Below are 25,863 nucleotides of genomic sequence, written 5' to 3' on the forward strand. Positions count from 1 at the left end.
GTTCCAGCCGGGCAGTTCTGTTTAATCGGCGTGAGTTAATGGACCTTTAGTGTTGGCCATGCATACGGTCCTTATCCGGGACACACCCTCCCAACAAGTGAAGAGGTAGTAGTGGAAGACAGGAAGCTGCGGATTGCAGCTGTTGGAGATGAACTGCTCGCCGGGCTCGGCGATCCCCGGGCGCTGGGGTGGCTTGGCCGGGTGCTCGCCCGCACTCCGCAAGACGGCGTCACGGTGGAGAGCTTTTCGCTTCCGTGCCCGCAGGAAGGCACCGAGGGCCTGTCGGCACGCTGGCTCGAGGAGGCCGGCCGCAGGTTCAGCGACGCTCACGAGAACCGCCTGGTCATCGGGCTTTCCGGCCGGGACATTGAGTTCGGGCTGTCCACTGCCCGGAGTCGGCTCAATCTCGCCAACATCCTGGATTCCGCCACCCAGAAGCGGCTGGAGGTCTTCGTCGTGGGTCCGCCGCCCACGCTGGACCCGGTGCAGAACCGCCGTTTGGGTGAGCTGAACACCGCCTTTGCCGATGTCACCACCCGGCGCAAGCACCTCTACGTCGACACATTTTCACCGCTGCTCAATCATGAGCAATGGCGCCAGGACCTCGCGGCCAACGGCGGCACCCCCGGGCAGGCGGGCTACGGGCTGATGGCATGGCTGGTCCTGCACCGGGGCTGGTTCCAATGGCTCGGGATGGACACCCCGGACTAGAAAAACCACTCACGATATATCTTGATCTTCCGGCGACAACGGACTAGCGTGGCTTCCACGGACACGATATATCGCAAGTGGAGGGGATTATGGAAGAGAATTCCTGGACCGTCACCGGCCCGCAGACCATGGACGTCGACGGCGTCTCGCACCTGAAAGTGGGCATTGTCCGCGGCAGGCTGGACATCGTCACGCACGAGGAGGCCGTGGTCCGCATCGAGGTGTCGGAGGTGCAGGGTGATCCGCTGGCGATCTCCGTGGCCGGCGGCCGCCTCGAAATCCGCCACCAGCTGCACGGACCGCAGGGCTGGTTCAAGAACCTGATGAATTCGGTCAGCAACAGCAGCAACAACTCCCTGGTCATCAGCATCGCCCTCCCTGCCGGCGTCGACGTCGAGGCGGGCACTGTCAGCGGGGACGGACTGGTTTCGGGCATCCACGGACGGACCCGGCTGAGCACCGTGACGGGATCCCTGCTGGCCGACGGGACCTCCGGTGAGCTGCACGTCAACACCGTCAGCGGCGAAGTAATCGCCCGAAACCACAATGGCGTCCTGACGGCCAAGAGCGTCTCGGGCGAGGTCACGGCGTCCGGCGACTTCACCAACATCCGGGCCAACACTGTCAGCGGCGACATGAGCTTTGACCTGCGCGGCTTCACCCACGACTTCGGCGCGAACTCGGTGTCCGGGGACCTGACCGTCCGCGTACCGCACGACGTCGGGGTGGACATCGTGGCCCAGTCCGCCAGCGGGCCAGTGGTCATCGACGACCGGAAGTACGGCCACCCCGGCGGCAAGGTGCAGACCATCTCGGGACCGGACACCAAACTCATGCTGGTCCGGACCAACTCGGTATCCGGGAAGACGTCCATCTTCCACGGCCAGGCGCCGGCCACCGCAGAACAGGCGCTCTGATGCCTCCCGTCTTTGCCCATGGCGCGCTCCGGCTCTATCTGCTGGCGCTCCTTGAGGCCGGGCCGAAGCACGGGTATGAGCTCATCAAGGCGCTCAGCGACCGGTTCGGCGGCACCTACTCCCCCAGTGCCGGCACCATCTATCCGCGTCTGGGCAAACTGGAGGAGGAAGGCCTGGTGGCGACGGAATCCCAGGGGCGCCGCACCAACTACCGCATCACGGCCGCGGGCCTGGCCGAACTGGACAGCCGGCGCGAGGAACTGGAACACGTAGAGAACGACATCGCGGCATCCGTCCGCCGGCTGGCCGATGACCTCCGCGCCGATATCCGCAGCAACATGCGCGGACTGCGCGCGGACCTGGCGGCCACAGCGGAAGCGGCACGCACAGCCGCCAGATCGGCGGACCTGGCCGGCCAGGGCCGCTACACCTCCGAGGGGCAGCGCATGCTCATGGAGGCCGAGATGCTCCTTCAGGCGTTCCGCGATGACATGCGCACCGAGCTGCGCCTGCAGACCAGCGCCCGGCCCATGACGCCGGTGGCCCTGGAAACGGTGCGGACTGTCCTGGACCAGGCCCGGGTCTCGATCCGCAACTCGCAGTAGGGCCGGACACACCGCTGCAAGGCCCTGCCGTGCCCGCCGCGTCTCCCTGCCCCCCCAAACTGGCCCCGGTTCGCGGCCTGTCCCCTGATATGGGAGACTGGAGGGTAACTCTTTTGGGTAACGAAATTAAGGAGGCCAGCTATGAGCAAGCGTGCACGTAAGCGTCGTGACCGTAAGCGTGGCGGCGCGAACCACGGGAAGCGCCCCAACACCTAAGCCACGGCTTGAACCGAAGCTTAAACGCGATGCCCCCGCTACCAGCAAGGTAGCGGGGGCATCGCGTTTACGTCAGGAATGCCGTCAGGCCTCCACCGGCCGGATGGCGTGGATCCGGTCCAGAATCGCGTTCTTAAGGTTTTCCGGCGCCGCCTCGGTACAGGAGCGCTTCACCACTTTCCGGATGACGCACTCAAGATCGTACTGCTGCGCGCATTCCGGGCACTCGTCAAGGTGGTGCTTGATCTCCGCAAGGTCGCTGCGGGTCAAAGCTCCGTCCAGATACTCGTAGATGCGCTGCATCCTTGTGTCATCGCAATCGCCCAATCCCTGGCAGTCGCTCATTTCCCGTTCTCCTGTTTGTTGCTTTCCGTTGCCGCCGTGGCGTCTGCAGCAGCCCTGAATCCCCGGTCGGCGGCGTAGTCCGCCAGCATGTCCCGCAGCATCTTCCGTCCCCGGTGGAGCCGGGACATCACAGTGCCGATGGGGGTGTTCATGATGTCCGAAATTTCCTTGTACGCGAAGCCCTCGACGTCGGCGAAGTACACGGCCAGCCGGAACTCCTCCGGGATGGCCTGCAGCGCCCGCTTGACGTCCGAATCCGGCAGGTGGTCCAAAGCCTCGGCCTCCGCGGACCGCAGGCCGCTGGAGGTGTGGGACTCGGCACGGGCAAGCTGCCAGTCCTCGATGGTGTCCGAATTGGACTGCAGGGGTTCCCGCTGCCGCTTCCGGTACAGGTTGATGTAGGTGTTCGTCAGGATCCTGTACAGCCAGGCCTTCAGGTTGGTACCCGGCTTGTACTGATGGAACGCCGAGAACGCCTTGGTATAGGCCTCCTGCACGAGGTCCTCGGCATCGGCCGGGTTCCGCGCCATGCGCATGGCCGCTGAATACAGCTGGTCCACGTATTGCATGGCGTCGCGCTCAAACCGGGCCCGGCGCGCTTCCGCGTCCTCCGAGCCCACGTCGATATCCTCTGCCGCATCAGCGGCGCGTGACGTGCCATTATCCGGGATGCCGTTGGCGGCATCCTCCTGTGTGGCCTGTAAGGCCGGATCCACGGTGCTCATTGCCTTCAAGTCTACTTTGACCGGCGCCGGCCGCCCCTGACGGCGTGCCGCACCGTAGTCCGTGCCGGGGAAGCCGTCGCCCGGGAAGGCACGCCCTGCCTCAAGCGCGTCGGTTTCAGGCACCACAAACGGCCCCATCCTGGCGGGACTTCGCACCCCCACAGCTTCCTTCACCAAAGTCAATGCTCCATCTCCACTCCGCCTAGTAAGGCCCGCGTTCGAGGTACGGTCCGCGCTCTTGACGGTTCCGGCCATGCCCCAGCCGCCGCTACGTGCCGGAAACCGCACAGGACACCGTCCACAGGCTGCTTCCGGTCTGAAGAGCACAACGGCGTGCGGTGGGCAAATATTCCGCAAAAGTGCAAGACTAGAACCGACTCCGCCGCGGCCACCGCGGCTCGGCCATCCAGGAGGAAATTCATGTCCGTTGTCCGCTTTTTTGCCCGGCCGATGCTGGCCTCAAGTTTCATCCTCGCCGGAACGGACAAGCTTAGGAATGCGGACGACACCGCGCAGCAGCTGTCGCCCCTCCTGCGCCGTGCCTCTGAGGCCCTCCCGTTCCAGACGGACGAAAAGGTTCTGGCACGCATCATCGGCGGAACGCAGGTGGGTGCCGGCGTCCTCTTCGCGCTCGGCAAGTCTGCGCGGCTGGCGGCCTCGGTGCTGGCCGTCATCTCGGCACTGAACGCCTTCGTTGAATGGCGCAGCGCCGACATCAGCAGCAAGGAGGGCCGGGAAGCCCGCCGCAACCAGCTGCTCAAGAACATCACTCTCACCGGCGGTGTGCTGCTCGCCTCTGTGGACACAGCCGGCAAGCCCGGCCTGGCCTGGCGCGCAGAGCACCTCGCCGCCGACGCACGGAAGACCGCGACCCACTTCGCCGCGGATGCGCGCAAGACCACCGGCAAGAAGCTGCACACTGCCGACAAGGCCGTCCGCAGGGCCGACAGGGCAGTCCGCAAGGCTGTTGACCACGCGGTGGGGGCATAAGCAAGAATGACGGCATCACCCATGGGCGCGTCCGCTGAAGCCTCCGGCGCTGCTCCGCACTGGCCTGCACCGTTTGCGGAGCAGCCGGTTGACGCTACGGTCCGCGTGCCGGGCTCAAAGTCGCTGACCAACAGGTACCTCGTGCTCGCCGCGCTGGCCGACGGGCCGTCCCGGCTCCGGGCACCGCTGCATTCCCGTGACTCAGCCCTGATGATCGCAGCCCTGCGCCAGCTGGGCGCGGACATCCGGGAGGTGCCGGGCGATGGCGCCTTCGGCCCGGACCTGGAGGTGACGCCGGTTCCGGCCAACTCCAGCGGTGACGACGTCGCCATCGACTGCGGCCTTGCCGGAACGGTGATGAGGTTTGTTCCGCCGATGGCGGCACTGCGCCGTGTCGCAACCGTTTTCGACGGCGATCCGCACGCCCGGGAGCGTCCGATGGGGACCATCATTGAGGCGCTTGCAGGGCTCGGCGTAACGGTCAGCGGAGAGGACGGCGGAATGCCGGCTTCGCTGCCGTTCCGCGTTGAAGGCACGGGGCAGGTCCGCGGCGGGCACCTCGTCATCGACGCCAGCGCGTCCTCCCAGTTTGTCTCCGCCCTGCTGCTGGTGGGAGCGCGGTTCACGGAAGGACTGCATCTGGAACATTCCGGCAGCACCGTGCCGAGCCTGGACCACATCAACATGACTGTTGCCGTGCTGCGCGGGGCGGGCGTGGTGGTGGACGACTCCACGCCCAACCACTGGATTGTCAGCCCCGGCCCGATCCGTGCGTTCGACCAGCGCATCGAACAGGACCTGTCCAACGCCGGCCCGTTCCTGGCCGCTGCCCTCGCAGCAGGCGGCACAGTGCGGATTCCGGACTGGCCCGAACACACCACGCAGGTCGGTGACATGTGGCGCAGCATCCTCAAAGACATGGGTGCTGCGGTGACCCTGCAGGACGGCACCCTGACGGTGACCGGCGGCAGTGAAATCAAAGGCGCTGATTTCGCCGAAACCAGTGAGCTGGCACCCACCGTCGCGGCACTGTGCGCGCTGGCCTCCGGCCCTTCGCGGCTGAGCGGCATCGCCCATCTGCGGGGACACGAGACGGACCGGCTCGCCGCGCTTGTCACGGAGATCAACCGCCTCGGCGGCGATGCCGAGGAAACCGCCGATGGCCTCATCATCCGGCCATCGGAACTGCACGGCGGCGTCGTGCACAGCTACGCCGACCACCGGATGGCCACCGCCGGGGCCATTCTCGGCCTGGCGGTCAGGGGTGTCGAAGTGCAGGACATCGCCACGACATCCAAGACCATGCCGGACTTCCCCCAGCTGTGGGCGGACATGCTCGGCCAGCGGAGCAGTGCTGTCACCGACACGGCAGCGCCTGACACTGCAAGGGCCAACACCGCGGGGACCGCCGGTGGCCCGCAGCACTGATTCCTGGGACGAGTCCGACGTCCGGATCCGGCCGAACAAAAAAGGTTCCCGGCCCCGGACGAAGGACCGCCCCAGCCATGAGGATGCCGTCACCGGACGGATCATCACTGTTGACCGGGGCCGGTACACGGCCGTCGTCGGCGAGGACTCCGGGCACGAGCGGACGGTCATCGCCGCCCGCGCCCGGGAGCTGCGCCGCTCCCCCGTGGTGGCCGGCGACTTCGTGTCCCTCGTGGGCGACGTCTCCGGCGAGCCGGACACCCTCGCCCGGCTCGTGAAAATCCAGGACCGCAAGACCCTGCTGCGCCGCAGCGCCGATGACACCGACCCTGTGGAACGCGCTGTTGTTGCCAACGCGGACCAGCTGGTGGTGGTGGTTGCTGCCGCAAATCCGGAACCCCGCACCGGCTTCATCGACCGGGCGCTGGTGGCAGCCTACGACGCCGGTATCGAACCACTGCTGCTGGTCACCAAGGCGGATGTCAAAGATCCCACCGAGTTGCTCGACAACTACCGCCACCTCGACTTTCCGGTCATCATCAGCCGCACGGCTGACTCGGAAGCATCCGGCATCGACGCCCGGTCCGACGACGGCCTCTCCGCCCGGCTCGACGTTGCCGCGGTGTCCGAACTCCGCGCCCATCTGGACGGCAAGGTGACTGTGATGCTGGGCCATTCCGGCGTCGGAAAATCCACCATGGTCAATGCGCTGACGGGGGCCGAACGTGCCACCGGCGGCGTCAACGCCGTGACGGGCCGCGGACGGCACACGTCGTCGTCGGCCCTCGCGCTCAAGCTCGCTGACGCCCCGGCCGGGAGCTGGATCATCGACACGCCGGGCATCCGCTCGTTCGGGCTGGCCCACGTCGACCCGGACCGCATCCTGCACTCCTTCCCCGACCTTGAGCCGGGCACCGAGGCCTGCGAACGCGGCTGCAAGCACGACGCCACCGCCGTCAACTGCGGCGTGGATGCGTGGGTCGCGGCAGGCCATGCCGGGCCCACCGGAGCAGCCAGGCTGGCGTCCCTGCGCCGCCTGCTGGGCACCGACCCGCGCATGGAGGCCCAGGAAACCAAGGAACTCGGCAGCGTCGGCTAGCCTTCCCCGGCGCAGCCCGGCCCCCGCCTCCCCGCCCCGCCGGGCCTTTGAGGGTAGTTTGGAACCATGACCCAACCCGCTTCAACCTACAACGATGACCTGCGTCTGGCCCATGTGCTGGCCGATTCCGTGGACGACCAGACCATGAGCCGGTTCAAGGCGCTGGACCTCCAGATCGAGACGAAGCCGGATCTGACGCCGGTCACCGATGCGGACAAGGCCGCCGAGGAGTCCATCCGCGGCCAGCTGTCCCGCTCCCGTCCCCGCGACGCCGTGCTCGGTGAGGAGTTCGGAAGTTCCGGCCACGGTTCCCGCCGCTGGATCATCGACCCCATCGACGGCACCAAGAACTTTGTCCGCGGGGTGCCGGTCTGGGCCACCCTGATCGCCCTCGTCGACGAGGGCGAACCCGTGGTGGGCGTCGTCAGCGCCCCTGCGCTGGGCAAGCGCTGGTGGGCGGCCAAGGGCGCCGGCGCCTACTCGGGCCGGTCCCTCGCCGCCGCCACGAGGCTCAAGGTATCCAACGTGTCCAGCCTCGCCGATGCCTCATTGTCCTACTCCAGCCTCGGGGGCTGGAAGGACCGCGGCAACCTCGATGAGTTCCTCCAGCTCACCGAGGACGTGTGGCGCACCCGCGCTTTCGGCGATTTCTGGTCCTACTGCATGGTGGCAGAAGGCGCGGTGGACATCGCCTGCGAACCGGAGCTGAACCTTTATGACATGGCGGCACTGGTGCCGATCGTGACGGAGGCAGGCGGACGTTTCACCTCCCTCGAAGGCACCGACGGCCCGTTCGGTGGCAACGCTCTGGCGACCAACTCGATCCTGCACTCCGAAGTCCTGAAGCGCCTGAATCCGCAGTTGGACGATTTGCTCTAGTTCCTGTCTCCTCCCCCCGGCGCTTCGGCGCTGAATATTACGACGGCGGGCGCCCCCTTTTGGTGGCGACCGCCGTCGTATATTCGGCCGTAAGCCCGATATCCGGGCTGCGTAACAATCCGCTTAACATTCCTGTCCGGCTTTTTCATCGCCCGTCCGGATGTCCTAGTCTCGTAACAGGTCACGAGTGCCAGCGCTAAACCCCGGTTAGCTGGCCGGCAACCCTCCATTCGCGGTGGGGTGCCCCGGGTGACGACCAGGCCGATCCGGAACGGACCCGGCAAGCGCGGATCCCCGTCACACGGGGTCCTTTCTCAGTGAGGTCCCATGACGACTGCAATCATCTCTTCCACCACCGACGCCGGCGTGCTGGACGGCCGATTTGCCGCCGCCGGACGTCCCCTGGCCGCCGTTACCGGCGCAGAAATCCAGGCTCCGCTGATCCAGGGCGGCCACGTCCGCTACGCCAACCTCGATTACGGCGCCTCCGCGCCTGCACTCTCTGTGGTTTCTGCGTACCTCAACGAGATCCTGCCGTACTACGCCAGCGTGCACCGCGGTGCCGGCTATGCCTCGCAGATCAGCACGTCCGTGTACGAGAACTCGCGGAGCATCGTGCGGGAGTTCGTGGGCGGCCGCGCCGATGACGCCGTCATCTTCACCCGGAACACCACCGACTCCCTCAACCTTCTGGCCGGTTGCCTGCCGGTGAAGGACCACCACCACACCGGTGAAGTGCTGTACCTGGACATCGAACACCACGCCAACCTGCTGCCGTGGCAGGGCGTGCCGCACCGCAGCGTCGTGGCCTCGGAAACGCTGGAAGCCACCATCAGCAGCCTGCGCACCGAACTTTCGCACGGCGATGTCAGCCTCCTTGCCGTGACCGGCGCCTCCAACGTCACCGGCGAAATCCTTCCCATCCGGCGCCTTGCTGCACTGGCCCATGAATACGGCGCCCGGATAGTGGTGGACGCCGCCCAGCTGGCGCCGCACCGCCGAATCAACATCGCCGCGGACGACGTCGATTACCTCGCCTTCTCCGGCCACAAGCTCTACGCCCCCTTCGGGGCCGGCGTCCTGATCGGCCGCCCCGACTGGCTCGACGCCGGCACCCCGCACCTCGCCGGAGGCGGCGCCGTGAGCGAGGCCCGGCTCGACGGCGTCAGCTGGGCCACCGGCCCCGCGCGCCACGAGGGCGGCTCACCCAACGTGCTCGGCGCTGCCACCCTGGCCCGGGCAACCCAGGTGATCGCTGCCCTTGATCCGCAGCACTGGCACGCCCATGAGGCCGCCATCCGGTCCTTCCTCGTCGAGGGGCTGCGCAAGATCGACGGCGTCACCGTCCACCAGATCTTCGAGGACAGCGACCCGGACGATGCCATTGGAGTGGTCAACTTCTCCGTGGAGGGTTACGACGCCGGCCTGGTGGCCGCCTACCTGTCGGCCGAACACGGCGTGGGCCTGCGCGACGGCCGCTTCTGCGCGCACCCGCTGCTGAAGCGCCTCGGCCTGCCGTCCGGTTCCCTGCGCGCCAGCTTCGGCGTGGGATCACGGCTCGAGGACGTCCAGCGGCTGCTCGCCGGCATCGAGGAGCTCCGCCGCTCCGGCCTCGGCTGGGACTACGTGGTGGACGCCGGGCGCTGGGTTCCGGCGAACGACACCCGCACCTACCCCGAGTGGGCACCCAACACCCCCGGCACCGCCGGCGCCGCACCCTGCACGCAGGACTGATCTCCACCCCGCCTGCTACGGCAGCGGTCCCCGTACGGTAAATTCGAAAGGTAATTTTCGACGTCGGGCTAAGGAGACTGTGCGTGGCACGGGGCGGTCCCAAACTTCATCACGGGCGGCGGCTGGAGCTCGGGCAGAGCTTCCAGGACGGTGGCGAGCACTACCACCGCGTCCGTCCCGGCTACCCAGGCGATTCCGCGGACTGGCTCATCCCAGCCGGGGCCAGCGCTGTCGCCGACATCGGCGCCGGAACCGGTAAATTCACGGCATTGCTGGTGGAACGCGGGCTGAGCGTCAGTGCCGTGGACCCTTCCGTGGATATGCTGGAGCAGCTCGGCCGCACCTACCCCGGGGTTCAAGCCCTGGTGGGAACCGCGGAGGAGACCGGCCTGCCTGAGGCCTCGTTCGACGTCGTCAGCGTTGCCCAGGCGTGGCACTGGTGCGACCCGCTGCGCGCCAGTACCGAGATCTCCCGGATCCTCAGGCCCCACGGGGTGCTGGGCCTGATCTGGAACCAGCTGGACACGTCAGTGCCCTGGGTGCACCGGCTGTCCCGCATCATGCACGCCGGCGACGTCCACAAGCCCGACTTCCGCCCCAAAATCGGCCCGGAATTCACGTCCCTGGAGAGCCATTTAACGCGGTGGGAAGACGCTGTTACTCCGGACGACATCCTCGAACTGGCCAAGTCCCGCAGCTATTACCTCGCGGCCAACGACGCCACCCGCGCCAAGGTGGCCGGCAACCTGAACTGGTACCTGCACGAGCACCTGGGCCATGCCGAGGGTGAACTGCTGCAGCTCCCTTACCTCACCCAGACCTGGCGGGCTGTCAGGGCGGAGGGCCGTGGTGGCAGCAGGTAGGCTTGAAACTGTGAAGACCAGTACGCCCTCCTCCTCGATCGAGGACTACGTTAAGGTCATCTATTCCTTCACGGAGTGGCAGGACAAGCCCATCACCTCCACCCAGCTTGCGCAGCGCCTCGGCGTGGCCAATTCCTCGGTCTCCGAGATGGTGCGCAAACTCAAGGACCAGGGCCTGGTCCTCCACAAGCCGTACAGCGCCATTACGCTCACGCCCCAAGGGGTCCGGCTGGCCCTCTCCATGGTCCGGCGGCACCGGCTCATCGAGACGTACCTGGTGAAGGACCTGGGATACAGCTGGGACGAAGTCCACGACGAGGCCGAACAGCTGGAACACGCGGTCTCGGACACGTTCATAGAGAGGCTGGCAGCCCGGCTGGGCAACCCGTCACGGGACCCGCACGGCGATCCCATCCCCGCGGCTGACGGAACCGTCCGGATGCCGTCGGCCCACCGGATGATCGAACTCGACGACGGCCACACCGGCAGGATCACCCGGATCAGCGACGAGAACCCGGAGCTGCTGCGCTATCTCGCCGCCGAAAAGATCAGCCTCGACGCCGACGTCGAGGTGCGCGGCCGCAAGCCCTTCGGTGGTGCGCTCGTGGTCCGCATCGGTTCCCCCGGGACCAGCCGCGACGTTGACCTCGCCGACGAAGTGGCCTCCGCGCTGTGGATCCACAGCGACTCCGCGCATCCCGGCTGCCGCATGGCCGGCCTGTAGTCGCAGGTGCGGGCTCCCCTGGCCGGCGGCACTGGCACCGCCCACAAGACGGACTCCGGCTACGGTTGGCGGGTCTGGACTGCGGTGGCAGCCGGCGGGCTGCTCGGCACGGAGCTCCGGTACATGCTGGGACTGCTGTTCCCGGACCAGCCGGGAGAAATGCCGTGGGCCACTCTGGGCATCAACATCGTTGGCAGCTTCGTGCTGGCGGCCCTCACCACCATCTGGATCGCGCGGCCGCAGACCGCGTTCTGGCTCCGTGCGGCCATCGGGCCGGGCGTGCTGGGCTCTTTCACCACCTTTTCCGCCGTCGTCTTTTCCACGGACCAGCTGACCCGATCCGGACTCCCCGGGGTGGGACTGCTCTATCTGGGGCTGTCCGTCCTGCTGGGGCTGGCGGCGGCCGCCGCCGGTTGGCGGACCGGCAGGGTGCTGGGCGCTTCCCGTGGCTTCGGCGGCACCGGGCCCTTCGGCGGTACTGACGGGACCGGACCGTGACGGCACTCCTCGTGGGCCTCTTCGGCATCGCCGGCGCCCTCACCAGGTTCGCCGTGGATGGCTGGCTGGCCGGGTTCCCGTCGCCGCGGCGGCACTGGCCTTGGGCTACCCTGCTGGTCAACGTGGCCGGCTCGTTCGTGATCGGGCTGTCGGTGGGCGTCACTTCGGTGTTCGGCCCGGAATGGCACGCTGCCCTGGCCGCCGGGTTCGCCGGCGGCCTGACCACATTCAGCTCGTGGACCACTGCGACGGTGCGGCTGGCGAGCGAACGGCGCTACGTCGCCGCCGCCGCCAACATCCTCGCCAACCTGCTGCTGGGGCTGGCTGCCGCCGCGGCAGGGCTTGCCATTAGCGGCGGCTAGCCGGATCAACGGGGGCTAGCCGGCACCGGGTTGCGGATTCCGACGGCGGAACAGGCCCCACCCAGCAACAGCAGTACCGCCGTGGCCAGCAGCGCGCGGTGCAGGCCCGGCGTCGTCAGCTCGGGACCCACGATGAACCCCGCAAACGCGATGCAGACCAGGCCGGCGATTCGTGAGACCGCATTGTTCACCGCGGAGCCCACGCCCGCCTGCTTCTCAGGAACGGATCCCAGGATGGCGGCTGTCAGCGGTGCCACCGTCATGGAAAGGCCGAGGCCGAAAACCAGCTGCCCGGGCAGGACCTGGGTCCAGTAGTTCAGGGAGCCGCCAACGGACAGCGTGAGCAGGAATCCGGCCGCACACAGCACCGGCCCGGCAGTCATGAACCACCGCGGCCCGTGCTTGCCGGCGAGTCCCCCGAAAAACGATGCCAGCAGCATCAGGATCACCGTGGAGGGCAGCAGAGCCAGGCCGGCGGTGGTCGCCTTCATGCCGCCCACCTGCTGGATGTAGATGCCCAGTGCAAAAAACCCAAGGGAAAATCCGCCATATATCGCGGCGGTGGCGATGTTGCCCCAGCCGAAGTTGCGGACAGTGAACATGCGCAGGGGCAGAAGCGGCGCGGCTGTCCGAGATTCATGGACGAGGAAAAGCACGGTGGCGACGAGACCTGCGGCCAGCGGCAGCCAGACCTGCGGGCTGCCCCACCCCACGCTCCCCTGCTCGATCAGTCCATAGACCGGTCCGCCAAGTGCAACGACGGCCAGGAGTGCTCCCGCAATGTCGATGCCGGCAGAGCTGGAGGCAGCATCCGCCTTCCGCAGCCTGGTCAGGACTGGCCAGATGGCCGCCGCCGGCAGGACGTTGACGAAGAAGATGACCCGCCACGAGAGCAGGTCCACCGATATGCCGCCAATCAAAGGGGCCACGATGGCGGCGGCGCTTGTCCACGCCGACCATTTGCCGATGGCCGCCCCCTGCGCAGCACTGTCGAAGTGGCTGACGATCAGCGCCAGCGAGCTGGGCACCAGGAGTGCTCCCGCCACTCCCTGCAGCCCCCGGCTGACCACCAGCATTTCGCCGGTCCACGCTGCCCCGCAGAGGACCGAGGTGAGGGCAAACCCGCCCAGCCCCCACTGCAGCACACGCACCCTCCCGAAATGGTCCGACAGCGAGCCCGCCGCCAGGATGAGGGCACCCAGAGTCAGGAGGTAGGCGTCCACCACCCACTGCTGGATGCGGAGGCCGCCGCCGAGTTCCCTGCCGATGGCGGGCAGTGCCAGACTGACCACGAAGCTGTCGAGGATCGCCATGAAGGACGCCACGATCGCGACCGCCAGTACCTGTCGCTGGAGGCGCGTGGGCGCGGTGGTCTGGCTGGCATCGCTCATGACTTACCGTATCGTGGACTGGGTGATCAGCAGACGTGATGCGGCAATTGCCCTGGATGTACCACTGGAAATGGCGCAGCGCCACGGCATTCCCAAGCTTCTGACCGAAGCCGAGCTGGGTGAGCTGCTGGACAATCCCCCCGCCTGGCTCGTTCAGTCCCGCGCCAACCGGACAGGGAAAAGGCCGGTGTGGGTGCATCTCGTCTGCGCGGTCTGTGGTTACGAGGAGGCGGCCCGGCCAAAGAAGTGGTGGCCCGAGTTCACGTATGTCGTTTGCGATCATCACCGGCCCTCAGAAGTTCCCCGGCCGGCGCCCGGGTTCATACGGAGCGAGTTCGACGGTGTGGGCACCAGGTTTGTGGGAATCGCCGACGTCGCTGGCTGACGCGGCAGTCGCTGGCTGACGGATGGCCTGTGCAGAGGGCGTAGCCGGGCAGTTACATTTGGGCTGGAACAGGCGTAATTTACGTAGGGAGGGGCATCCTCCTGCCCCTCTGACGAGGGAGCACGCCATGCCGGACAAGTCGCCGCACCAGCAACAGCACAAAAAAGCAGCCAAGACCATTAAACAGAAACGCGCGGACAAGAAAGCCAAGGCCCCGATTGAGGGAGCCCCGGACCCTGTGGCGCATCTGAAGAAGCGCTGATTGCCGGAAAACATAGGTTAGGGGTGGCCAGGGAGCTCCTGGCCACCCCGTTGTTTGTCTCCGGTTCCTGCCTATCCCCAGTCCGCCATTTCGCCGGGAACCGCCGATACGTCAGTGAGGTGTCCGTCGCGAAGGACGGATATGTTCATCGGGACACCGATGGCCTCGGCGAAAAGCAGTTTCTGCAGGCTCTCGGCATTGCTGACAGCACGCGAGCCTACCCGCAGCAGCACATCGCCGGTCCGCAGACCTGCCTGCTCCGCCGGGGAACCGGACAGGACCTCCACCACTCGCAGCCCCTCCCGCTGGCCGGTGCGGACCACTTCGCTGGCACCCAGGCGGATCGGGGTGCTGACCACTCCAAGATATGCGCGCCGGACCCGGCCGTCCGACAGGAGCGCGGAGATGATCCGGCGCGACGTGCTGTTGACGGGAACCGCCAGCCCCAGCCCGGCGCCGGCCACCGCAGTGTTGATTCCCACGATCCGGCTTCGTGAGTCGGCCAGTGCCCCGCCGGAACTGCCGGCGTTCAAGGCGGCGTCGGTTTGGATGACATCCTCAATGACCCTGCGGTTGCGTCCGGCCCAGACGGGGATGGCGCGTCCCAGTCCGCTGACCACACCTGCCGTCACCGAGCCCGACAGTCCGAGCGGGTTCCCGACGGCTATCACCAGCTGCCCCACCTGCAGAGACTCGGCGTCACCGAACTCCGCCGGCGCGACATGCGGGGCACGGCCCCGGACCACAGCAAGATCGGACAGCGGATCCGCGCCCACCACCTCCAGATCAGTACCGGAGCCGTCAGCGAAGACGGCACGTCCTTTCCGGGTCCCGGCCACCACGTGGGCGTTGGTCAGCAGGTAGCCATCCTCGGTAAAAAGGACCGCTGATCCGGCGCCGACCCGGAACCGTCCGTTGCGCCGGTTCCCCGTCATCTCAATGGCGGCCACATGGGGTGTGACCGTCCTGGCCACCCTGATGACCGTCTCCGAATAGGCGTCGAGCGCCGCGCCGTCGTCGACCGGACCCGTTTCGTTTGCAGCCGCCGTGGACATGGCATGCCTCCCTACCGCTGGGTTTCGAATCGCTGGATTCGTGATACCTGTCACAACCCCGTCGGCAGGGCGGGTAGTCCCGTGCGGGCTACGCCGTGGGTGAACAGCAACAGTTGCCGCACCTGGGCCAGCAGCTTAAACGAAGAACGCCCGGACCGAGGTCCGGGCGTTCCCCGTCAGGTAACGGGATTTAGTGGAGATGGGGGGAATTGAACCCCCGTCCGATGTCGTGTTGTCAGGGCTTCTCCGGGCGCAGTTTGCGTCGGATTTTCTCGGCCCCAGCCGTCCTGCAAACAGGCGGCTGATCCGGGCCCAGTCATCTAAGAGTCCCGTTTACTCCGATGACGGGAGCAAACAGCAGTGGCTATCTAAATGACGCCAGGATCCGGGGCGATAGCATCCCCGGGCTGACGGACTGAACTACTGCTTAGGCAGCGAGTTCGAAGTCAGTGCGCTTAGATTCGGCACTTATTGGTTTGCAGACAGCGTTTACGAGATAATTCTGCATCCTCGGCCCGCTTCACCTGTCGCGACTAACATCGTCGAAACCGATCATCCCCGTATTTTGTTACCAAACCGGCGGAGCGCAGGTTCAGAACCTGATCCCTGCCGGACTACCAAGCATAACGCATCGGAACGGCATTTCATTCCAGCCGGCGCACGCGCGTCGGCAGCCCTAGCGCCGGTTGCGTTCCCGCATGACGCGGAGGGCCTCGCGCTTGTCCTGCTGTTCGCGAAGGGTCTGGCGCTTGTCGTAGTCCTTCTTACCGCGGGCGATGCCGATCTCCACCTTGGCCCGGCCGTCCACGAAATACAGCTGCAGCGGGACAATGGTGAAACCTGATTCGCGGATCTTGTGCGAGATCTTGATGAGTTCTTCGCGGTGCAGCAGGAGTTTCCGCCGCCGGCGGGCCGCATGGTTGGTCCAGCTGCCCTGGTTGTACTCAGGGATGTGGATGCCTTCCATCCACAGCTCGTCGTTGTAGAAGGTGCAGAACCCGTCGACCATGGAGGCGTGGCCTTCGCGGAGGGACTTCACCTCAGTCCCCATGAGCGCGATGCCCGCCTCGTAGGTGTCCATGACGTGGTAGTCGTGCCGGGCCTTCCGGTTGGTGGCCACGACTTTACGGCCACTTTCTTTGGGCACGGTTCAACTCCTCAGTTCTCGGTACTGGCTGTTCCGGCGGCACCGGAACAAAGTCTTACTATTCTACGCAGGTGCGCCGGCTGCCCCGCGTCGCCAGGCGGCCGGCGCCCTACGTCAGAGCAGGCGCATCGGGTCAACCGCCTCGCCGTTCAGCCAGGTCTCAAAGTGCGAGTGGCAGCCCGTGGAGTTCCCGGTGGTACCCGAGTAGGCGATGAGCTGCCCCTGGCTGACCTGCTGTCCGACGGAGACCACCACGCTGGTGTTGTGGTAGTAGATCGTGGTCAGCGAGTTGCCCTGGACCACGCCATGCGAGATTTTGACGTTGTTTCCGCCGCCGTCGTCCGCCCATCCGGCTGAGAAAACGGTGCCGGCTGCGGCGGCGTACACCGGCGTGCCGCAGGCGGCACCGAAGTCAATGCCGGTGTGCATGTATCCGCCTGCACCGTAGAAGTCGATGGTGCCGGGCGGCGTCGCCCGCCACCCGAAACCGGACGTGATGGGTACGCTGCCGGGGAATGGGTGGCGGAGGCCAAAGGCCGACGGCGGACCTGCCACCGGAGGCACGTAAGGCTTGGGCTGCTCGCCCTTGGCCTTCGCCGCTGCCGCGGCTGCGGCTGCGATCCGCCGCTGCTCGGCGAGCCACGCCTCGCGCAGCCTGCGGTCGCGCTCTTTGATTTCGGCGGCGACGGCGTCCTGGCGCGCCTTGACGCCAGCCAGCTTCTTCTGAATTCCGGGCTTGGCTGCCTCGAGTTCGTTGTTCAGGCGCGTGGTGTCCGCGATGAGCTTGTCCACCTTGGCCTTCTTGGCGGCGGCCTCGTCGCGGGCGGCTTTCTCTTTGGCAAGCGCCGCGTCAGCCTTGGCCTTGAGCTCCTTGATCTCCGCTTCGACAGCCTGCAGGCGGGCCTGCGAGTTGACGTTGGTGGCGTTCTGCTGGGTCAGCTTTTCCATTGCGGAGTTCTGGCTGCGCAGCGCCTGGTCGGCCATGTCCATCGTGTCCGTGAGGCTGCCGGTGTTGTTGGAGCCGAAGAACAGCGTGAGGTCGGAGGGCACGCCGCCCGATTTGTATGCTTGGGTGGCGATCTGGCCGATCAGCTTCTTGGTGCTGGCGATCTTTTGCTTGTCTGCGTCCAGCTGCTGGGTGATCTTCGCCTTGTTCTGCTGCGCGAGATCCACCCTGGCAGCGAGGGCTTCCACTTCCTTGACGGCACTCGCCACGCGGCCCTGGGCCTCGAGCAGCGCCTGCTGCGCGGCCGGAAGCTGTCCGCGGTAGATCACGAGGTCCCCGGCTGCCTTGGAAATTTTTGCATCGACGAATTCGAGCGACTGCTGGACCCGGGCGGCTTCGGCCTTCAGGGCGGCCTGCTGGTCCTCAAGGTCGTCCGCGAAGGCGGCCGGCGCTGACGCACCCAGGCTCGCGGCCAGCATGAGTGCCACGGCGGCACTGAGAATCCTGCGCTGGCGCCCCGCCGGGCTCTTTCGAATGGGCCTGCCGGAACTCGTCATGTGCATTCCTTCGGTGAGCATGGCCTACACCCTCAAGTATCGGCGGAGCGTGAGCAGAGATGAAGTGCCCGCCAGAACAACACCCAGCCCCACCAGGGCCGGGGCGAGGAGCAGGGTCTGTGCTGGCGAGATGAACGCTGTATCCGGATATTGCTTGGACAGGTATTCGCCCAGGAAGAAGTGGGCCACGGCCCACAGCGTTCCGGACGCGAGGGCTGCGCCGATGACCGCCGCGATCACGCCTTCGAGGATGAAGGGCAGCTGGATCACTGTCTTTGACGCTCCCACGAGCCGCATGATCCCCGTTTCCCGGCGCCGGCTGAACGCCGAGAGCCGGATTGTGGTGGCGATGAGCAGGATGGCGCACACCGTCATCACTCCGGCAATGATCACTGCGACGAGGGACGCCGCGTTCATCACGGAGAAGAGCCGCTCCAGGACCTGGCGCTGGTCGATGACGGTTTCCACGCCCGGCTGCGAGGCGAAGGTCTCGCTGATTATCTGGTACTTCTCGGGGTCCTTCATGTTGATCCGGAATGAGGCGGGAAGCTGGTCCGGCGTGACCGAATCGACGATGGGAGAGTTCGAGAACTGCTCCTTGAAGTGCTTGTAGGCGTCGTCCTTGGACTCGAACTGGAAGTCGTTGATGTACTGGGCGACTGCGGGCGATTCCAGCAGGGTCCGCACGTTGTCCTGCTGTTCGGCCGTCACCGGACCCGAGGCGCAGCCGGCCGCCGTCGACCCTTCACCGCAAAGGAAGATGGCCACCTGGACCTTGTCGTACCAGTAGCCCTTCATCTGGTTGATCTGCAGCTGGAGCATCCCCGCCGCACCCACGAAGGTCAGGGACACGAAGGTGACCAGGATGACGGAGACGACCATCGACAGGTTTCGCCGCAGGCCGCCGCCGATCTCGCCGAGGATGAACTGGAGCCTCACAGCCGGCCCTCCCCTGCCTGATCGCGGACCGTCTCGCCACGCGGGTCCGCGGCGTCGTCGCGTCCGCTGGCGTCCTTGAGCCTTCGGGACTGGCCGACGACGGGGATCATCGACGTGTAGAGGGCCCTGGCTTCGTCGCGGATGACCCTGCCGTTCTTGAGCTCCACCACTCGCTTGCGCATCTCGTTCACGATGTCGTCGTCGTGAGTGGCCATGACCACGGTGGTGCCGTTCTGGTTGATCTTGTCCAGCACCCCCATGATGCCCATCGACGTGGTGGGGTCCAGGTTGCCGGTGGGCTCGTCGGCCAGCAGGATGCCGGGGCGGTTGACCACGGCACGGGCAATGGCAACGCGCTGCTGCTCACCGCCGGAGAGCTCGTGGGGCATGCGCTTTTCCTTGCCCTCCAGGCCTACGGTCTTAAGCACTTCGGGGACAGTGTCGCGGATGACGCTGCGGCTCTTGCCGATCACCTGCATGGCAAAGGCAACATTGGCGAAGACGTTTTTCTGCGGCAGCAGGCGGAAGTCCTGGAACACCACGCCGATTCCGCGGCGCAGTCGGGGCACGCGCCAGCTGGAGATGTTGGCTACGTTCTGGCCGGCGACGTAGACGGTGCCGGAGGTGGCGCGGTCCTCCTTGAGGACCAGGCGCAGGAACGTGGACTTGCCGGATCCTGACGCGCCGACGAGGAAGGCGAATTCACCACGGTCAATTTCAAGGCTCACAGAATCCAGGGCGGGCCTGGCCTTCTGGTCGTAGACCTTGGTGACATTTTCGAAACGGATCATGACCCTAAAACCCTGCAGGACACGGCTTTAAGGGCATGGTCTGCAACCGGTGCGGGGGCTTTCGCTAGGGGGAAGTAGAGCTCCGGCCTCTCGACTATACGCACGGGCTGCCATGCTCAGGCGGGACTCAGGGGGGCGTGTCGCGGGATTGCGTCCCTTGCCCCTGGCGCGTCTAGCGTTCGGCGTTGCGGTTGTCGGTGCGCCAGCGGATCCCGGCTTCGATGAAGTCGTCAATGGCACCGTCCAGCACGGCGGAGGTGTTTCCCACCTCATGCTCAGTGCGGAGGTCCTTGACCATCTGGTACGGGTTCAGGACGTAGGAGCGCATCTGGTCGCCCCAGGACGCCTTGACGTCGCCGGCGAAGGCCTTCTTCTCGGCGTCTTCCTGCTCCTTCTTGAGCAGCAGGAGCCGCGACTGGAGGACCCTCATCGCGGCGGCGCGGTTCTGCAGCTGCGATTTCTCGTTCTGCATGGATACCACCGTGCCGGTGGGTATGTGCGTCAGGCGGACCGCGGAGTCGGTGGTGTTCACCGATTGGCCGCCGGGGCCGGACGAGCGGAAGACGTCCACGCGGATTTCGTTGTCCGGGATGTCAATGGAGTCTGTCTGCTCGATCAGCGGAATGACTTCCACGGCAGCAAACGACGTCTGCCGGCGCCCCTGGTTGTCGAACGGGCTGATCCTGACCAGCCGGTGTGTTCCCGCCTCGACGCTGAGCGTGCCGAACGCATACGGCGCATTAACCTCGAAGGTGGCGGACTTGAGGCCCGCTTCCTCCGCGTAGGAGGTGTCCATGACGGTGGTCGGGTAGCCGTGGCGTTCCGCCCACCGGAGGTACATGCGCAGCAGCATCTCGGCAAAGTCCGCGGCATCAACGCCGCCGGCACCGGAGCGGATGGTGACCACGGCCTCGCGCTCGTCGTACTCGCCGGACAGCAGGGTGACGACTTCAAGGTCCTTCAGCGACTTGCGGATGGACTCCAGCTCCGCCTCCGCCTCCCCCATGGAGTCGGCGTCGTCCTCGTCCTGGCCGAGCTCCACCAGCACCTCAAGGTCATCGATGCGGGAAGCCAGGGTGTTCAGCCGCTCCAGTTCGGACTGCCGGTGCGACAGCCGAGAGGTGATGACCTGCGCAGCCGCAGGGTCATCCCAGAGGTCCGGCTCGCCGGCACGCTCGCTCAGTTCTGCGATCTCTTCCTTGAGCGCCTCGACATCGGTGACCTGTTCGATGGAGGTATAGGTGCCGCGCAACGCGCGGATTTCTGCAGCAAAATCAATTTGAGCCATGGTTGTTTAAGCGTACGCTATCCGCCCTAACCGGCTGCGCCCGGCGCGGGGTGCCGGCGGACCAGGCTATCGGGTCAGCCGCGAGCGCGCGGTGGATGACGCCGCAATGGTGATGCCGTCCGGGATGAGGAAATTGACCACCGGCGGGTGCACCGTGGCGCTGAGAACCACGACGGCGGTGGAACCGTCGGGCGTGCCCGTTCCGGATGCTACGGCCAGCCCGGCAACCCGGCCGAAGGCGCCGTTGCGGCTGAGATAGTCGGCTGCGACGTTCCGGACCCGGTCACCGTTCAGCAGTGCCGAGGGAGTGCCGCCGGCCGTTTCGACCTGGCCGAGCGTGTAGGAGTCGGCGGCGGCCACCGAAGCGCCTTCCGCGAGCGACAGGAGTTTCTTGTGCTCTATGTAAAGGCTGGAGGCCGCCATGACCACGGTGCTGACCAGCAGGGCCAGCATGACGAATCCGATGATGAGGACTGTCATTTGCCCATCCTCGTCACGACCCGCTCGCGCTGATCGGGCGGGGGTGCGGCCAGCTGCAGGAAGCATCAACGGAACCTGCCCACAACCTGAGTGGCCGAGGCGCTCAGCTGGCCGGCGTTGAGCCGAAGTGCCTCCCCAAAGGGCACGAAAGGCAACGGCACGGTAAGCCGCACGGTGACGGTGACAGCTGAGCCCGCCGCCATGCAGTCGCCTCCGTAGTCACAATTGATCTCAACGCTGGCGTTCCCGGCGGGATGGCCGTAATCGGCAAGGGCCACCATGGTGGCCTGCTCTGCTGCCGCCCGGCCAGACGATGCATCGGGCCGGGTTACGAAGACCTTGGCCGCCTGGTCAGCTGCACCCACCACGGCGAAGGAGCCGCCCTGGATCTGCCCAACAGTGATGATGAAGTAGACCACGGGCACCATGAGGAGCAGTCCAAGGAACGTGAACTCGACCACCGCACTCCCCCGCTGCCCGCCGTCGCACCCAGAGTTTTCCGGGTCGCGGGTGCTTTCCGGGTCACGGGTGCTTTCCGCGTCTCGGGCGCGGTGGGCGCCGAGAGTGCCGGGGCGGGCACGGCCGTCAAGGCACAGAGCTTCCCGGAGCCTGCCCGCAACCCTGCTGGTGAGGTGCCGTCGGCCGCGGTCAGCCGGTGATCGCGGCATGTCCGGTGACCTCCAGCCCTTCGCGGGGACCGATCAGACCGATGACCGGCAAGGGGGCCCTGACAGTAACTTCCAGCGTCCGCAGCCCTTGGAATGTGACTTCGCGCGTTTCGATGTCCCGGGCGAAGTCCGCGTTGAGCGCCGTACCGATGAGCTCGCCGGTGCGGCGCCGGGCGTCGTCCGCGCTGCGGTCCGCCAGGGTTCCGTACCGGGCGCCGGAAGCCGCAGCATCGATGAGTGTGTTCCGGACGTGCAGGATGAGCGCGAGCTGGATGATGGACACAAAAAACATGGTCAGCAGGGCACCCACGAGTACAAAGTCGACCACAGCAGCACCGCTCTCGCGCCCGGAGGTGTCCGCGCCGGTCCCGTTCACAGGCTACTTTCCGACCGTGTCCATTGCCTGGTTGAACATGGCTTCCAGGGCCGGACCGGCCAGGGCCAGCAGCGCGGCGACAAGGACCGCCGACATCAGGGTGATCATGACCCAGCCGGGCACATCCCCGCGCTCAGGATGGTCCGCCGACGTCGCGATCTTCCAGGGGCGCAGGACTGCAGCCAAGCAGTGGCCGATCAGGGCCGTCACCGCGGCGACAAGTGCTAGTCCGTGCCTGGCTATGAATGTCATGTGCTTCCCTTTTCTGCGAGTTTGTTTGTTGTTGGGCAGGGCCGCTGCCGGCGGTTGCCGGAGCAGCGGGGGTCAAAAATTCAGGCTGAGTGCCGCTATTCCGGGGAACACGGCAAACACCACGGTCAGGGGCAGCACGCCAAAGACAAGCGGCACCATCATTGCGATTTCCTTCTTGCCGGCGGACTCCATCAGCTCACGCTTGGCCGTATCCCGGACGTCCTGGGCCTGGGCTCTCAGGACTTCGGCCAGTGGCGTTCCGCGCTCCACCGCGACGATGATGCCGTCAACGAAGCGGATCAGCGGCCCGAGATCCGTGCGCGCGGAAAACTCCTGAAGCGCCTCCACCAGGGGCTTCCCCGCCCGGGTTTCGGCCAGGACGCTGCTGAATTCTTTGGAGAGCTCACCCTTGGCAGTCCTGCAGACGCGGTCGAGGGCGCCGGTGGCGCTTTCCCCGGCGCCCACCGCGAGCGCAATCATCTCCGCCAGGCTCGGGAACTCTGCCAGCATCCGTTCCTCGCGCCGCCGGATCTGCACGCCCAGCCAGTAATCACGGAAGAGGAAGCCGCCGATCCCGCTGCCGACTGAGATCGCCACGGCCAGGACGGGACTGAACCTCCCGGCCAGCGCTGCCACCACGATGACGCTGACGGCAGCAATGAACGCGCAGAGTGCCCAGAAGAGCTGCTGGGCCCTGAAGTCCAGGGGCGACTTGTCGATGCGTGCCTGGGCGAGCCTGCGGCTGAGGGCTGCGGAGCCAAGGTTGAACCGGGCCAGTTTGGCGGTGGCTTCCCTGATCAGCGGGCGGAGTATGCGTTCGAGGGGACCAAACGGGGTGAGGATGTGTTCCTCCGCCCGCAGGAGTCTTGATTCGAGGTTTTGGGACCTGAGCTGCGGTTCGATGCGTTCCACGAAACTGACGGACCGCATGAACGGGAGCCTGACAAGGAGCAGCCACAGACCGGCACCGAGGAGTGCGCCGCAGAGCATCGCTGCCGCTGGCACTGGGGTTATGGCAGCAACGGTGGTCATCGCAATACCCGCTCTTCCTCCGGGAGGGCTCCGATCTTCAGCATGACCGAATAGCACACCAGCGACACCACCAGGCCTCCCAACAGCACGGCCGCTCCAATGGGGGTGTTGTACGCAGCCACGGCCTCCGGACGACTGACCAGTAGCAGCATGACAATCCATGGGGCCGCGACTGCCAGCCGGGCAGCGTTGACTGTCCACGACTGCCGCGCTTCAAGCTCGCTGCGGGTCCGGGCGCTTTCGCGCAGGAACTCTGCGAGCGTCCCGAGCAGCTTGCCGAGATCGGAGCCGCCCACCTCCCTGGTGAGCCGGAGTGCCTCGATGATGCGGTCGGCTACCGGGTCTGCCAGCCGGTCTTTGAGCCTGTTCAGGGACGCGTCGAACTGGCCACCTGAGCGGTAATCCGAGCCGAAGTCGCGGAACACGTGCCGCAGTTCCTCGGGTCCCTTGTCGCCCAGCTGTATCAGTGCCTCCGGCAAAGACAGCCCGGCCCGAATAGCCGACCGCAGGTGATCGACGACGTCGGGCCAGACCCGCCGCAGAATGGCACCGCGTCTCTTGGCCCGCCATTTGACCACCGCCACCGGAAGCCAGCCGCCGAACAGGCCAAAGCAAACCGAAATGGGCCAGGACCTGCTCACGGCGAAAAAGGCCAGGGTCGCAAAGGCGCCAAGGCCCAGGCAGCTGCCGATGAGACCGGCACCGGTGACCTTTTCAATGCCGGCAGACAACAAGAGGTCATGGAGACGGCTTGTCCGCCGTCCACGTTTGGGGCGCGCGGGCTGGTCCCAGGCCGACCACCAGATGAGCAACAGCCCTGCACCCGTCAGAACTCCCAGCAGCGCAGCCATCAGCGCGGGTCCAAAAGCGCCGCGACTTCATAACCGGCCCTCGCGAATTTCTCCTCCGCCGGCATGGTGTTGGCCGTCGGCTCCAGCAGGCCGCCGATCATGGAAAAAATCATCGAGGACTCGATAATTCCGTTCTCGACCCGCCTGCCCAGAGAGAGGATTTCCGTCACCTGCCTGCGCCCGTTTGCCATGCGGCTGCAGTGAACCACCAGATCAATGCACGAGGCCACGGTCGGAACCACAAACGCGCTGGAAATGTTGTCGCCGGCGAGCAGCGGGAGCGTGCACATCTTGGTTACGGCGTCGTGCGCTGAATTTGCGTGGACGGTGCACATCCCCGGCAGCCCGCTGTTGAGGGCGATCAGCATGTCGAGGCTCTCTGCTTCCCGGACCTCGCCCACCACCAGGCGGTCAGGCCGCATCCGGAGGGCTTCCTTGACCAGCCGCCGGAGCGGGATTTCTCCTTCGCCTTCCAGATTGGGCTGCCGGCATTGCAGCCCGACAACATCGCGCAGCGGAAACTGCAGTTCGAAGATCTCCTCGACCGTCACGACGCGCTCCCGGCTGCCTATGCTGGCCGCGAGGCAGTTCAGGAGTGTGGTCTTTCCCGCCTGTGTGGCACCGGAGACCAGGATGTTGAGTCCGCTCGCGACGGCGGCGCCCAGGAATCGCCCGGACTGCGGCGTCAGCGTGCCCAGCTCCACGAGATGCTCCAACCGCGTTGCCTTCACAACGAATTTGCGGATGTTGACGGCCCAATGACGCCTGGTGACATCCGGAATCACCACGTGCAGGCGGGATCCGTCAGGCAGTGACGCATCCACGAAGGGCGATGAGATGTCCAGCCGCCGCCCCGAGCTCTTCAGCATGCGCTCAACCAGGTCCCGGACCTGCTGATCCGTCAGACTCAGTGATGTGAGTTCGGATTCGCCGTTCCGTGCGACATAGATTTCCGTCGGTGCGTTGATCCAGATTTCCTCAATCCCCGGATCATCGAGCAACGGTTGGAGGGCGCCGAACCCGGCCACAGCGTCGAAGACAAACCGCCGTGCCGACTCCAGGGGCCCGAGCGGCGGAAGCGGACCCATAAGGGCACGCTCGTCATAGTCGGTCACGGCCGCTTCCACGAGCCGCCTGACCTCGGCAGCCTGGTGCAACGGATCGAGACCCCGCCTCCGGATCAGCTCCCGGACTTCATCCTCGACAATGCGTACTGCATCCATGAATTCCCCCGAATGACTGCCGGCCCCAGCGGAGGCAGAACATCTGGGTTAAAGCTAAGTGATTGCTTCCGACGAATACAGAGAAAAAGAGCAAATGTGGATAACTTGGTGTCCGCTGGTCATC

At 66.1% G+C, this 25,863-nt stretch carries 31 protein-coding genes, 1 other RNA gene and 1 riboswitch; of the genes, 15 read left to right on the forward strand and 17 right to left on the reverse strand.

What is annotated here, in order from left to right; all coding sequences use genetic code 11:
• Nucleotides 1–111: 111 nt before the first annotated feature.
• The 4 genes from ARGLB_RS16985 to ARGLB_RS24480 all read left to right on the forward strand — a co-directional run bounded on the left by ARGLB_RS16985 (nucleotide 112) and on the right by ARGLB_RS24480 (nucleotide 2,449).
• Nucleotides 112–711, forward strand: coding sequence for a GDSL-type esterase/lipase family protein (locus ARGLB_RS16985; protein ID WP_003804845.1), 600 nt, complete (start codon nucleotides 112–114; stop codon nucleotides 709–711).
• A gap of 89 nt (nucleotides 712–800) precedes the next feature.
• A complete protein-coding gene (locus tag ARGLB_RS16990) occupies nucleotides 801–1,628 on the forward strand; it encodes a DUF4097 family beta strand repeat-containing protein (RefSeq protein WP_003804847.1) in 828 nt (275 codons plus the stop codon).
• On the forward strand, nucleotides 1,628–2,233 hold the full coding sequence (locus ARGLB_RS16995; protein WP_003804851.1) for a PadR family transcriptional regulator: 606 nt from the start codon (nucleotides 1,628–1,630) through the stop codon (nucleotides 2,231–2,233). The genes ARGLB_RS16990 and ARGLB_RS16995 overlap by 1 nt, the downstream gene beginning before the upstream one ends.
• A gap of 141 nt (nucleotides 2,234–2,374) precedes the next feature.
• Nucleotides 2,375–2,449 (forward strand): 50S ribosomal protein bL37, encoded by a 75-nt coding sequence (locus ARGLB_RS24480; protein ID WP_369299106.1) that lies wholly within the window; start codon nucleotides 2,375–2,377, stop codon nucleotides 2,447–2,449.
• 84 nt (nucleotides 2,450–2,533) lie between these two features.
• Here the strand turns inward: ARGLB_RS24480 and rsrA are convergent, their stop codons facing one another.
• Nucleotides 2,534–2,794, reverse strand: coding sequence for a mycothiol system anti-sigma-R factor (gene rsrA, locus ARGLB_RS17000; RefSeq protein WP_003804853.1), 261 nt, complete (start codon nucleotides 2,792–2,794; stop codon nucleotides 2,534–2,536).
• Nucleotides 2,791–3,645 (reverse strand): sigma-70 family RNA polymerase sigma factor, encoded by an 855-nt coding sequence (locus tag ARGLB_RS17005; RefSeq protein WP_003804855.1) that lies wholly within the window; start codon nucleotides 3,643–3,645, stop codon nucleotides 2,791–2,793. Before ARGLB_RS17005 ends, rsrA begins: the two co-directional genes overlap by 4 nt.
• Before the next feature lie 294 nt (nucleotides 3,646–3,939).
• Here ARGLB_RS17005 and ARGLB_RS17010 point away from each other — a divergent pair, with 294 nt between their 5' ends.
• From ARGLB_RS17010 to ARGLB_RS17050, 9 genes are all read left to right on the forward strand, one after another.
• A complete protein-coding gene (locus tag ARGLB_RS17010) occupies nucleotides 3,940–4,509 on the forward strand; it encodes a DoxX family protein (protein ID WP_003804857.1) in 570 nt (189 codons plus the stop codon).
• A gap of 21 nt (nucleotides 4,510–4,530) precedes the next feature.
• Nucleotides 4,531–5,937 carry a 3-phosphoshikimate 1-carboxyvinyltransferase gene (gene aroA, locus ARGLB_RS17015; protein ID WP_003804859.1) on the forward strand — a complete coding sequence of 469 codons (1,407 nt, stop codon included), beginning with the start codon at nucleotides 4,531–4,533 and terminating at the stop codon, nucleotides 5,935–5,937.
• A complete protein-coding gene (gene rsgA, locus ARGLB_RS17020) occupies nucleotides 5,921–7,036 on the forward strand; it encodes a ribosome small subunit-dependent GTPase A (RefSeq protein WP_003804862.1) in 1,116 nt (371 codons plus the stop codon). The genes aroA and rsgA overlap by 17 nt, the downstream gene beginning before the upstream one ends.
• A 66-nt stretch (nucleotides 7,037–7,102) precedes the next feature.
• On the forward strand, nucleotides 7,103–7,915 hold the full coding sequence (gene hisN / locus ARGLB_RS17025; RefSeq protein ID WP_003804863.1) for a histidinol-phosphatase: 813 nt from the start codon (nucleotides 7,103–7,105) through the stop codon (nucleotides 7,913–7,915).
• 179 nt (nucleotides 7,916–8,094) lie between these two features.
• Nucleotides 8,095–8,208, forward strand: a riboswitch (SAM riboswitch).
• A 34-nt stretch (nucleotides 8,209–8,242) separates the two neighbouring features.
• On the forward strand, nucleotides 8,243–9,649 hold the full coding sequence (locus ARGLB_RS17030; protein WP_003804865.1) for an aminotransferase class V-fold PLP-dependent enzyme: 1,407 nt from the start codon (nucleotides 8,243–8,245) through the stop codon (nucleotides 9,647–9,649).
• Nucleotides 9,650–9,732: 83 nt separating this feature from the next.
• Nucleotides 9,733–10,512 (forward strand): class I SAM-dependent methyltransferase, encoded by a 780-nt coding sequence (locus ARGLB_RS17035; RefSeq protein ID WP_003804866.1) that lies wholly within the window; start codon nucleotides 9,733–9,735, stop codon nucleotides 10,510–10,512.
• Nucleotides 10,513–10,522: 10 nt separating this feature from the next.
• The gene (locus tag ARGLB_RS17040; RefSeq protein ID WP_003804868.1) at nucleotides 10,523–11,236 is read left to right on the forward strand and encodes a metal-dependent transcriptional regulator; all 714 of its coding nucleotides are present in this window, start codon (nucleotides 10,523–10,525) and stop codon (nucleotides 11,234–11,236) included.
• Between the two features lie 6 nt (nucleotides 11,237–11,242).
• A complete protein-coding gene (locus tag ARGLB_RS17045; protein ID WP_003804869.1) occupies nucleotides 11,243–11,734 on the forward strand; it encodes a fluoride efflux transporter FluC in 492 nt (163 codons plus the stop codon).
• On the forward strand, nucleotides 11,731–12,096 hold the full coding sequence (locus ARGLB_RS17050) for a fluoride efflux transporter FluC (protein WP_003804872.1): 366 nt from the start codon (nucleotides 11,731–11,733) through the stop codon (nucleotides 12,094–12,096). The genes ARGLB_RS17045 and ARGLB_RS17050 overlap by 4 nt, the downstream gene beginning before the upstream one ends.
• A gap of 5 nt (nucleotides 12,097–12,101) precedes the next feature.
• On the opposite strand, the gene ARGLB_RS17055 is transcribed toward ARGLB_RS17050, so the two are convergent.
• The gene (locus ARGLB_RS17055) at nucleotides 12,102–13,487 is read right to left on the reverse strand and encodes an MFS transporter (protein ID WP_003804874.1); all 1,386 of its coding nucleotides are present in this window, start codon (nucleotides 13,485–13,487) and stop codon (nucleotides 12,102–12,104) included.
• 22 nt (nucleotides 13,488–13,509) lie between these two features.
• On the opposite strand from ARGLB_RS17055, the gene ARGLB_RS17060 reads away from it, so the two are divergent.
• Together ARGLB_RS17060 and ARGLB_RS24335 are read left to right on the forward strand one after the other, a co-directional pair.
• Nucleotides 13,510–13,872, forward strand: coding sequence for a hypothetical protein (locus tag ARGLB_RS17060; RefSeq protein WP_003804875.1), 363 nt, complete (start codon nucleotides 13,510–13,512; stop codon nucleotides 13,870–13,872).
• Nucleotides 13,873–13,999: 127 nt separating this feature from the next.
• On the forward strand, nucleotides 14,000–14,134 hold the full coding sequence (locus ARGLB_RS24335) for a hypothetical protein (protein WP_280959915.1): 135 nt from the start codon (nucleotides 14,000–14,002) through the stop codon (nucleotides 14,132–14,134).
• 71 nt (nucleotides 14,135–14,205) lie between these two features.
• Here ARGLB_RS24335 and ARGLB_RS17065 read toward each other — a convergent pair whose 3' ends face one another.
• The 14 genes from ARGLB_RS17065 to ARGLB_RS17125 form a co-directional block, all read right to left on the reverse strand.
• Complete coding sequence (locus tag ARGLB_RS17065) at nucleotides 14,206–15,189, reverse strand: S1C family serine protease (RefSeq protein ID WP_003804878.1); 984 nt, start codon at nucleotides 15,187–15,189, stop codon at nucleotides 14,206–14,208.
• Nucleotides 15,190–15,380: 191 nt separating this feature from the next.
• Nucleotides 15,381–15,749: a transfer-messenger RNA gene (gene ssrA / locus ARGLB_RS22905) on the reverse strand.
• Between the two features lie 116 nt (nucleotides 15,750–15,865).
• Nucleotides 15,866–16,336 carry an SsrA-binding protein SmpB gene (gene smpB / locus ARGLB_RS17070; RefSeq protein ID WP_003804881.1) on the reverse strand — a complete coding sequence of 157 codons (471 nt, stop codon included), beginning with the start codon at nucleotides 16,334–16,336 and terminating at the stop codon, nucleotides 15,866–15,868.
• A gap of 114 nt (nucleotides 16,337–16,450) precedes the next feature.
• Nucleotides 16,451–17,839, reverse strand: coding sequence for a M23 family metallopeptidase (locus ARGLB_RS17075; protein ID WP_003804882.1), 1,389 nt, complete (start codon nucleotides 17,837–17,839; stop codon nucleotides 16,451–16,453).
• Between the two features lie 24 nt (nucleotides 17,840–17,863).
• Complete coding sequence (gene ftsX / locus ARGLB_RS17080) at nucleotides 17,864–18,778, reverse strand: permease-like cell division protein FtsX (protein WP_003804884.1); 915 nt, start codon at nucleotides 18,776–18,778, stop codon at nucleotides 17,864–17,866.
• A complete protein-coding gene (gene ftsE, locus ARGLB_RS17085; protein WP_003804887.1) occupies nucleotides 18,775–19,569 on the reverse strand; it encodes a cell division ATP-binding protein FtsE in 795 nt (264 codons plus the stop codon). The genes ftsX and ftsE overlap by 4 nt, the downstream gene beginning before the upstream one ends.
• A gap of 172 nt (nucleotides 19,570–19,741) precedes the next feature.
• Complete coding sequence (prfB, locus tag ARGLB_RS17090) at nucleotides 19,742–20,857, reverse strand: peptide chain release factor 2 (RefSeq protein ID WP_043419576.1); 1,116 nt, start codon at nucleotides 20,855–20,857, stop codon at nucleotides 19,742–19,744.
• A 66-nt stretch (nucleotides 20,858–20,923) separates the two neighbouring features.
• The gene (locus tag ARGLB_RS17095) at nucleotides 20,924–21,337 is read right to left on the reverse strand and encodes a pilus assembly protein TadG-related protein (RefSeq protein ID WP_003804891.1); all 414 of its coding nucleotides are present in this window, start codon (nucleotides 21,335–21,337) and stop codon (nucleotides 20,924–20,926) included.
• Between the two features lie 65 nt (nucleotides 21,338–21,402).
• Nucleotides 21,403–22,005, reverse strand: coding sequence for a hypothetical protein (locus ARGLB_RS17100; protein WP_003804893.1), 603 nt, complete (start codon nucleotides 22,003–22,005; stop codon nucleotides 21,403–21,405).
• Nucleotides 21,986–22,381: a TadE family protein gene (locus ARGLB_RS17105; protein WP_003804896.1), complete on the reverse strand. Its 396-nt coding sequence runs from the start codon at nucleotides 22,379–22,381 to the stop codon at nucleotides 21,986–21,988. The genes ARGLB_RS17100 and ARGLB_RS17105 overlap by 20 nt, the downstream gene beginning before the upstream one ends.
• A 3-nt stretch (nucleotides 22,382–22,384) precedes the next feature.
• The gene (locus ARGLB_RS17110) at nucleotides 22,385–22,633 is read right to left on the reverse strand and encodes a hypothetical protein (protein ID WP_003804898.1); all 249 of its coding nucleotides are present in this window, start codon (nucleotides 22,631–22,633) and stop codon (nucleotides 22,385–22,387) included.
• A gap of 72 nt (nucleotides 22,634–22,705) precedes the next feature.
• A complete protein-coding gene (locus ARGLB_RS17115; RefSeq protein ID WP_003804900.1) occupies nucleotides 22,706–23,665 on the reverse strand; it encodes a type II secretion system F family protein in 960 nt (319 codons plus the stop codon).
• Entirely contained in the window at nucleotides 23,662–24,516 is an 855-nt protein-coding gene (locus tag ARGLB_RS17120; RefSeq protein WP_003804902.1) for a type II secretion system F family protein, read from the reverse strand. The genes ARGLB_RS17115 and ARGLB_RS17120 overlap by 4 nt, the downstream gene beginning before the upstream one ends.
• On the reverse strand, nucleotides 24,516–25,739 hold the full coding sequence (locus tag ARGLB_RS17125; RefSeq protein WP_003804905.1) for a TadA family conjugal transfer-associated ATPase: 1,224 nt from the start codon (nucleotides 25,737–25,739) through the stop codon (nucleotides 24,516–24,518). The genes ARGLB_RS17120 and ARGLB_RS17125 overlap by 1 nt, the downstream gene beginning before the upstream one ends.
• Nucleotides 25,740–25,863 lie beyond the last annotated feature (124 nt).

Origin of the sequence: Arthrobacter globiformis NBRC 12137 (genome assembly GCF_000238915.1) — a bacterium.
GTDB lineage: Bacteria > Actinomycetota > Actinomycetes > Actinomycetales > Micrococcaceae > Arthrobacter > Arthrobacter globiformis.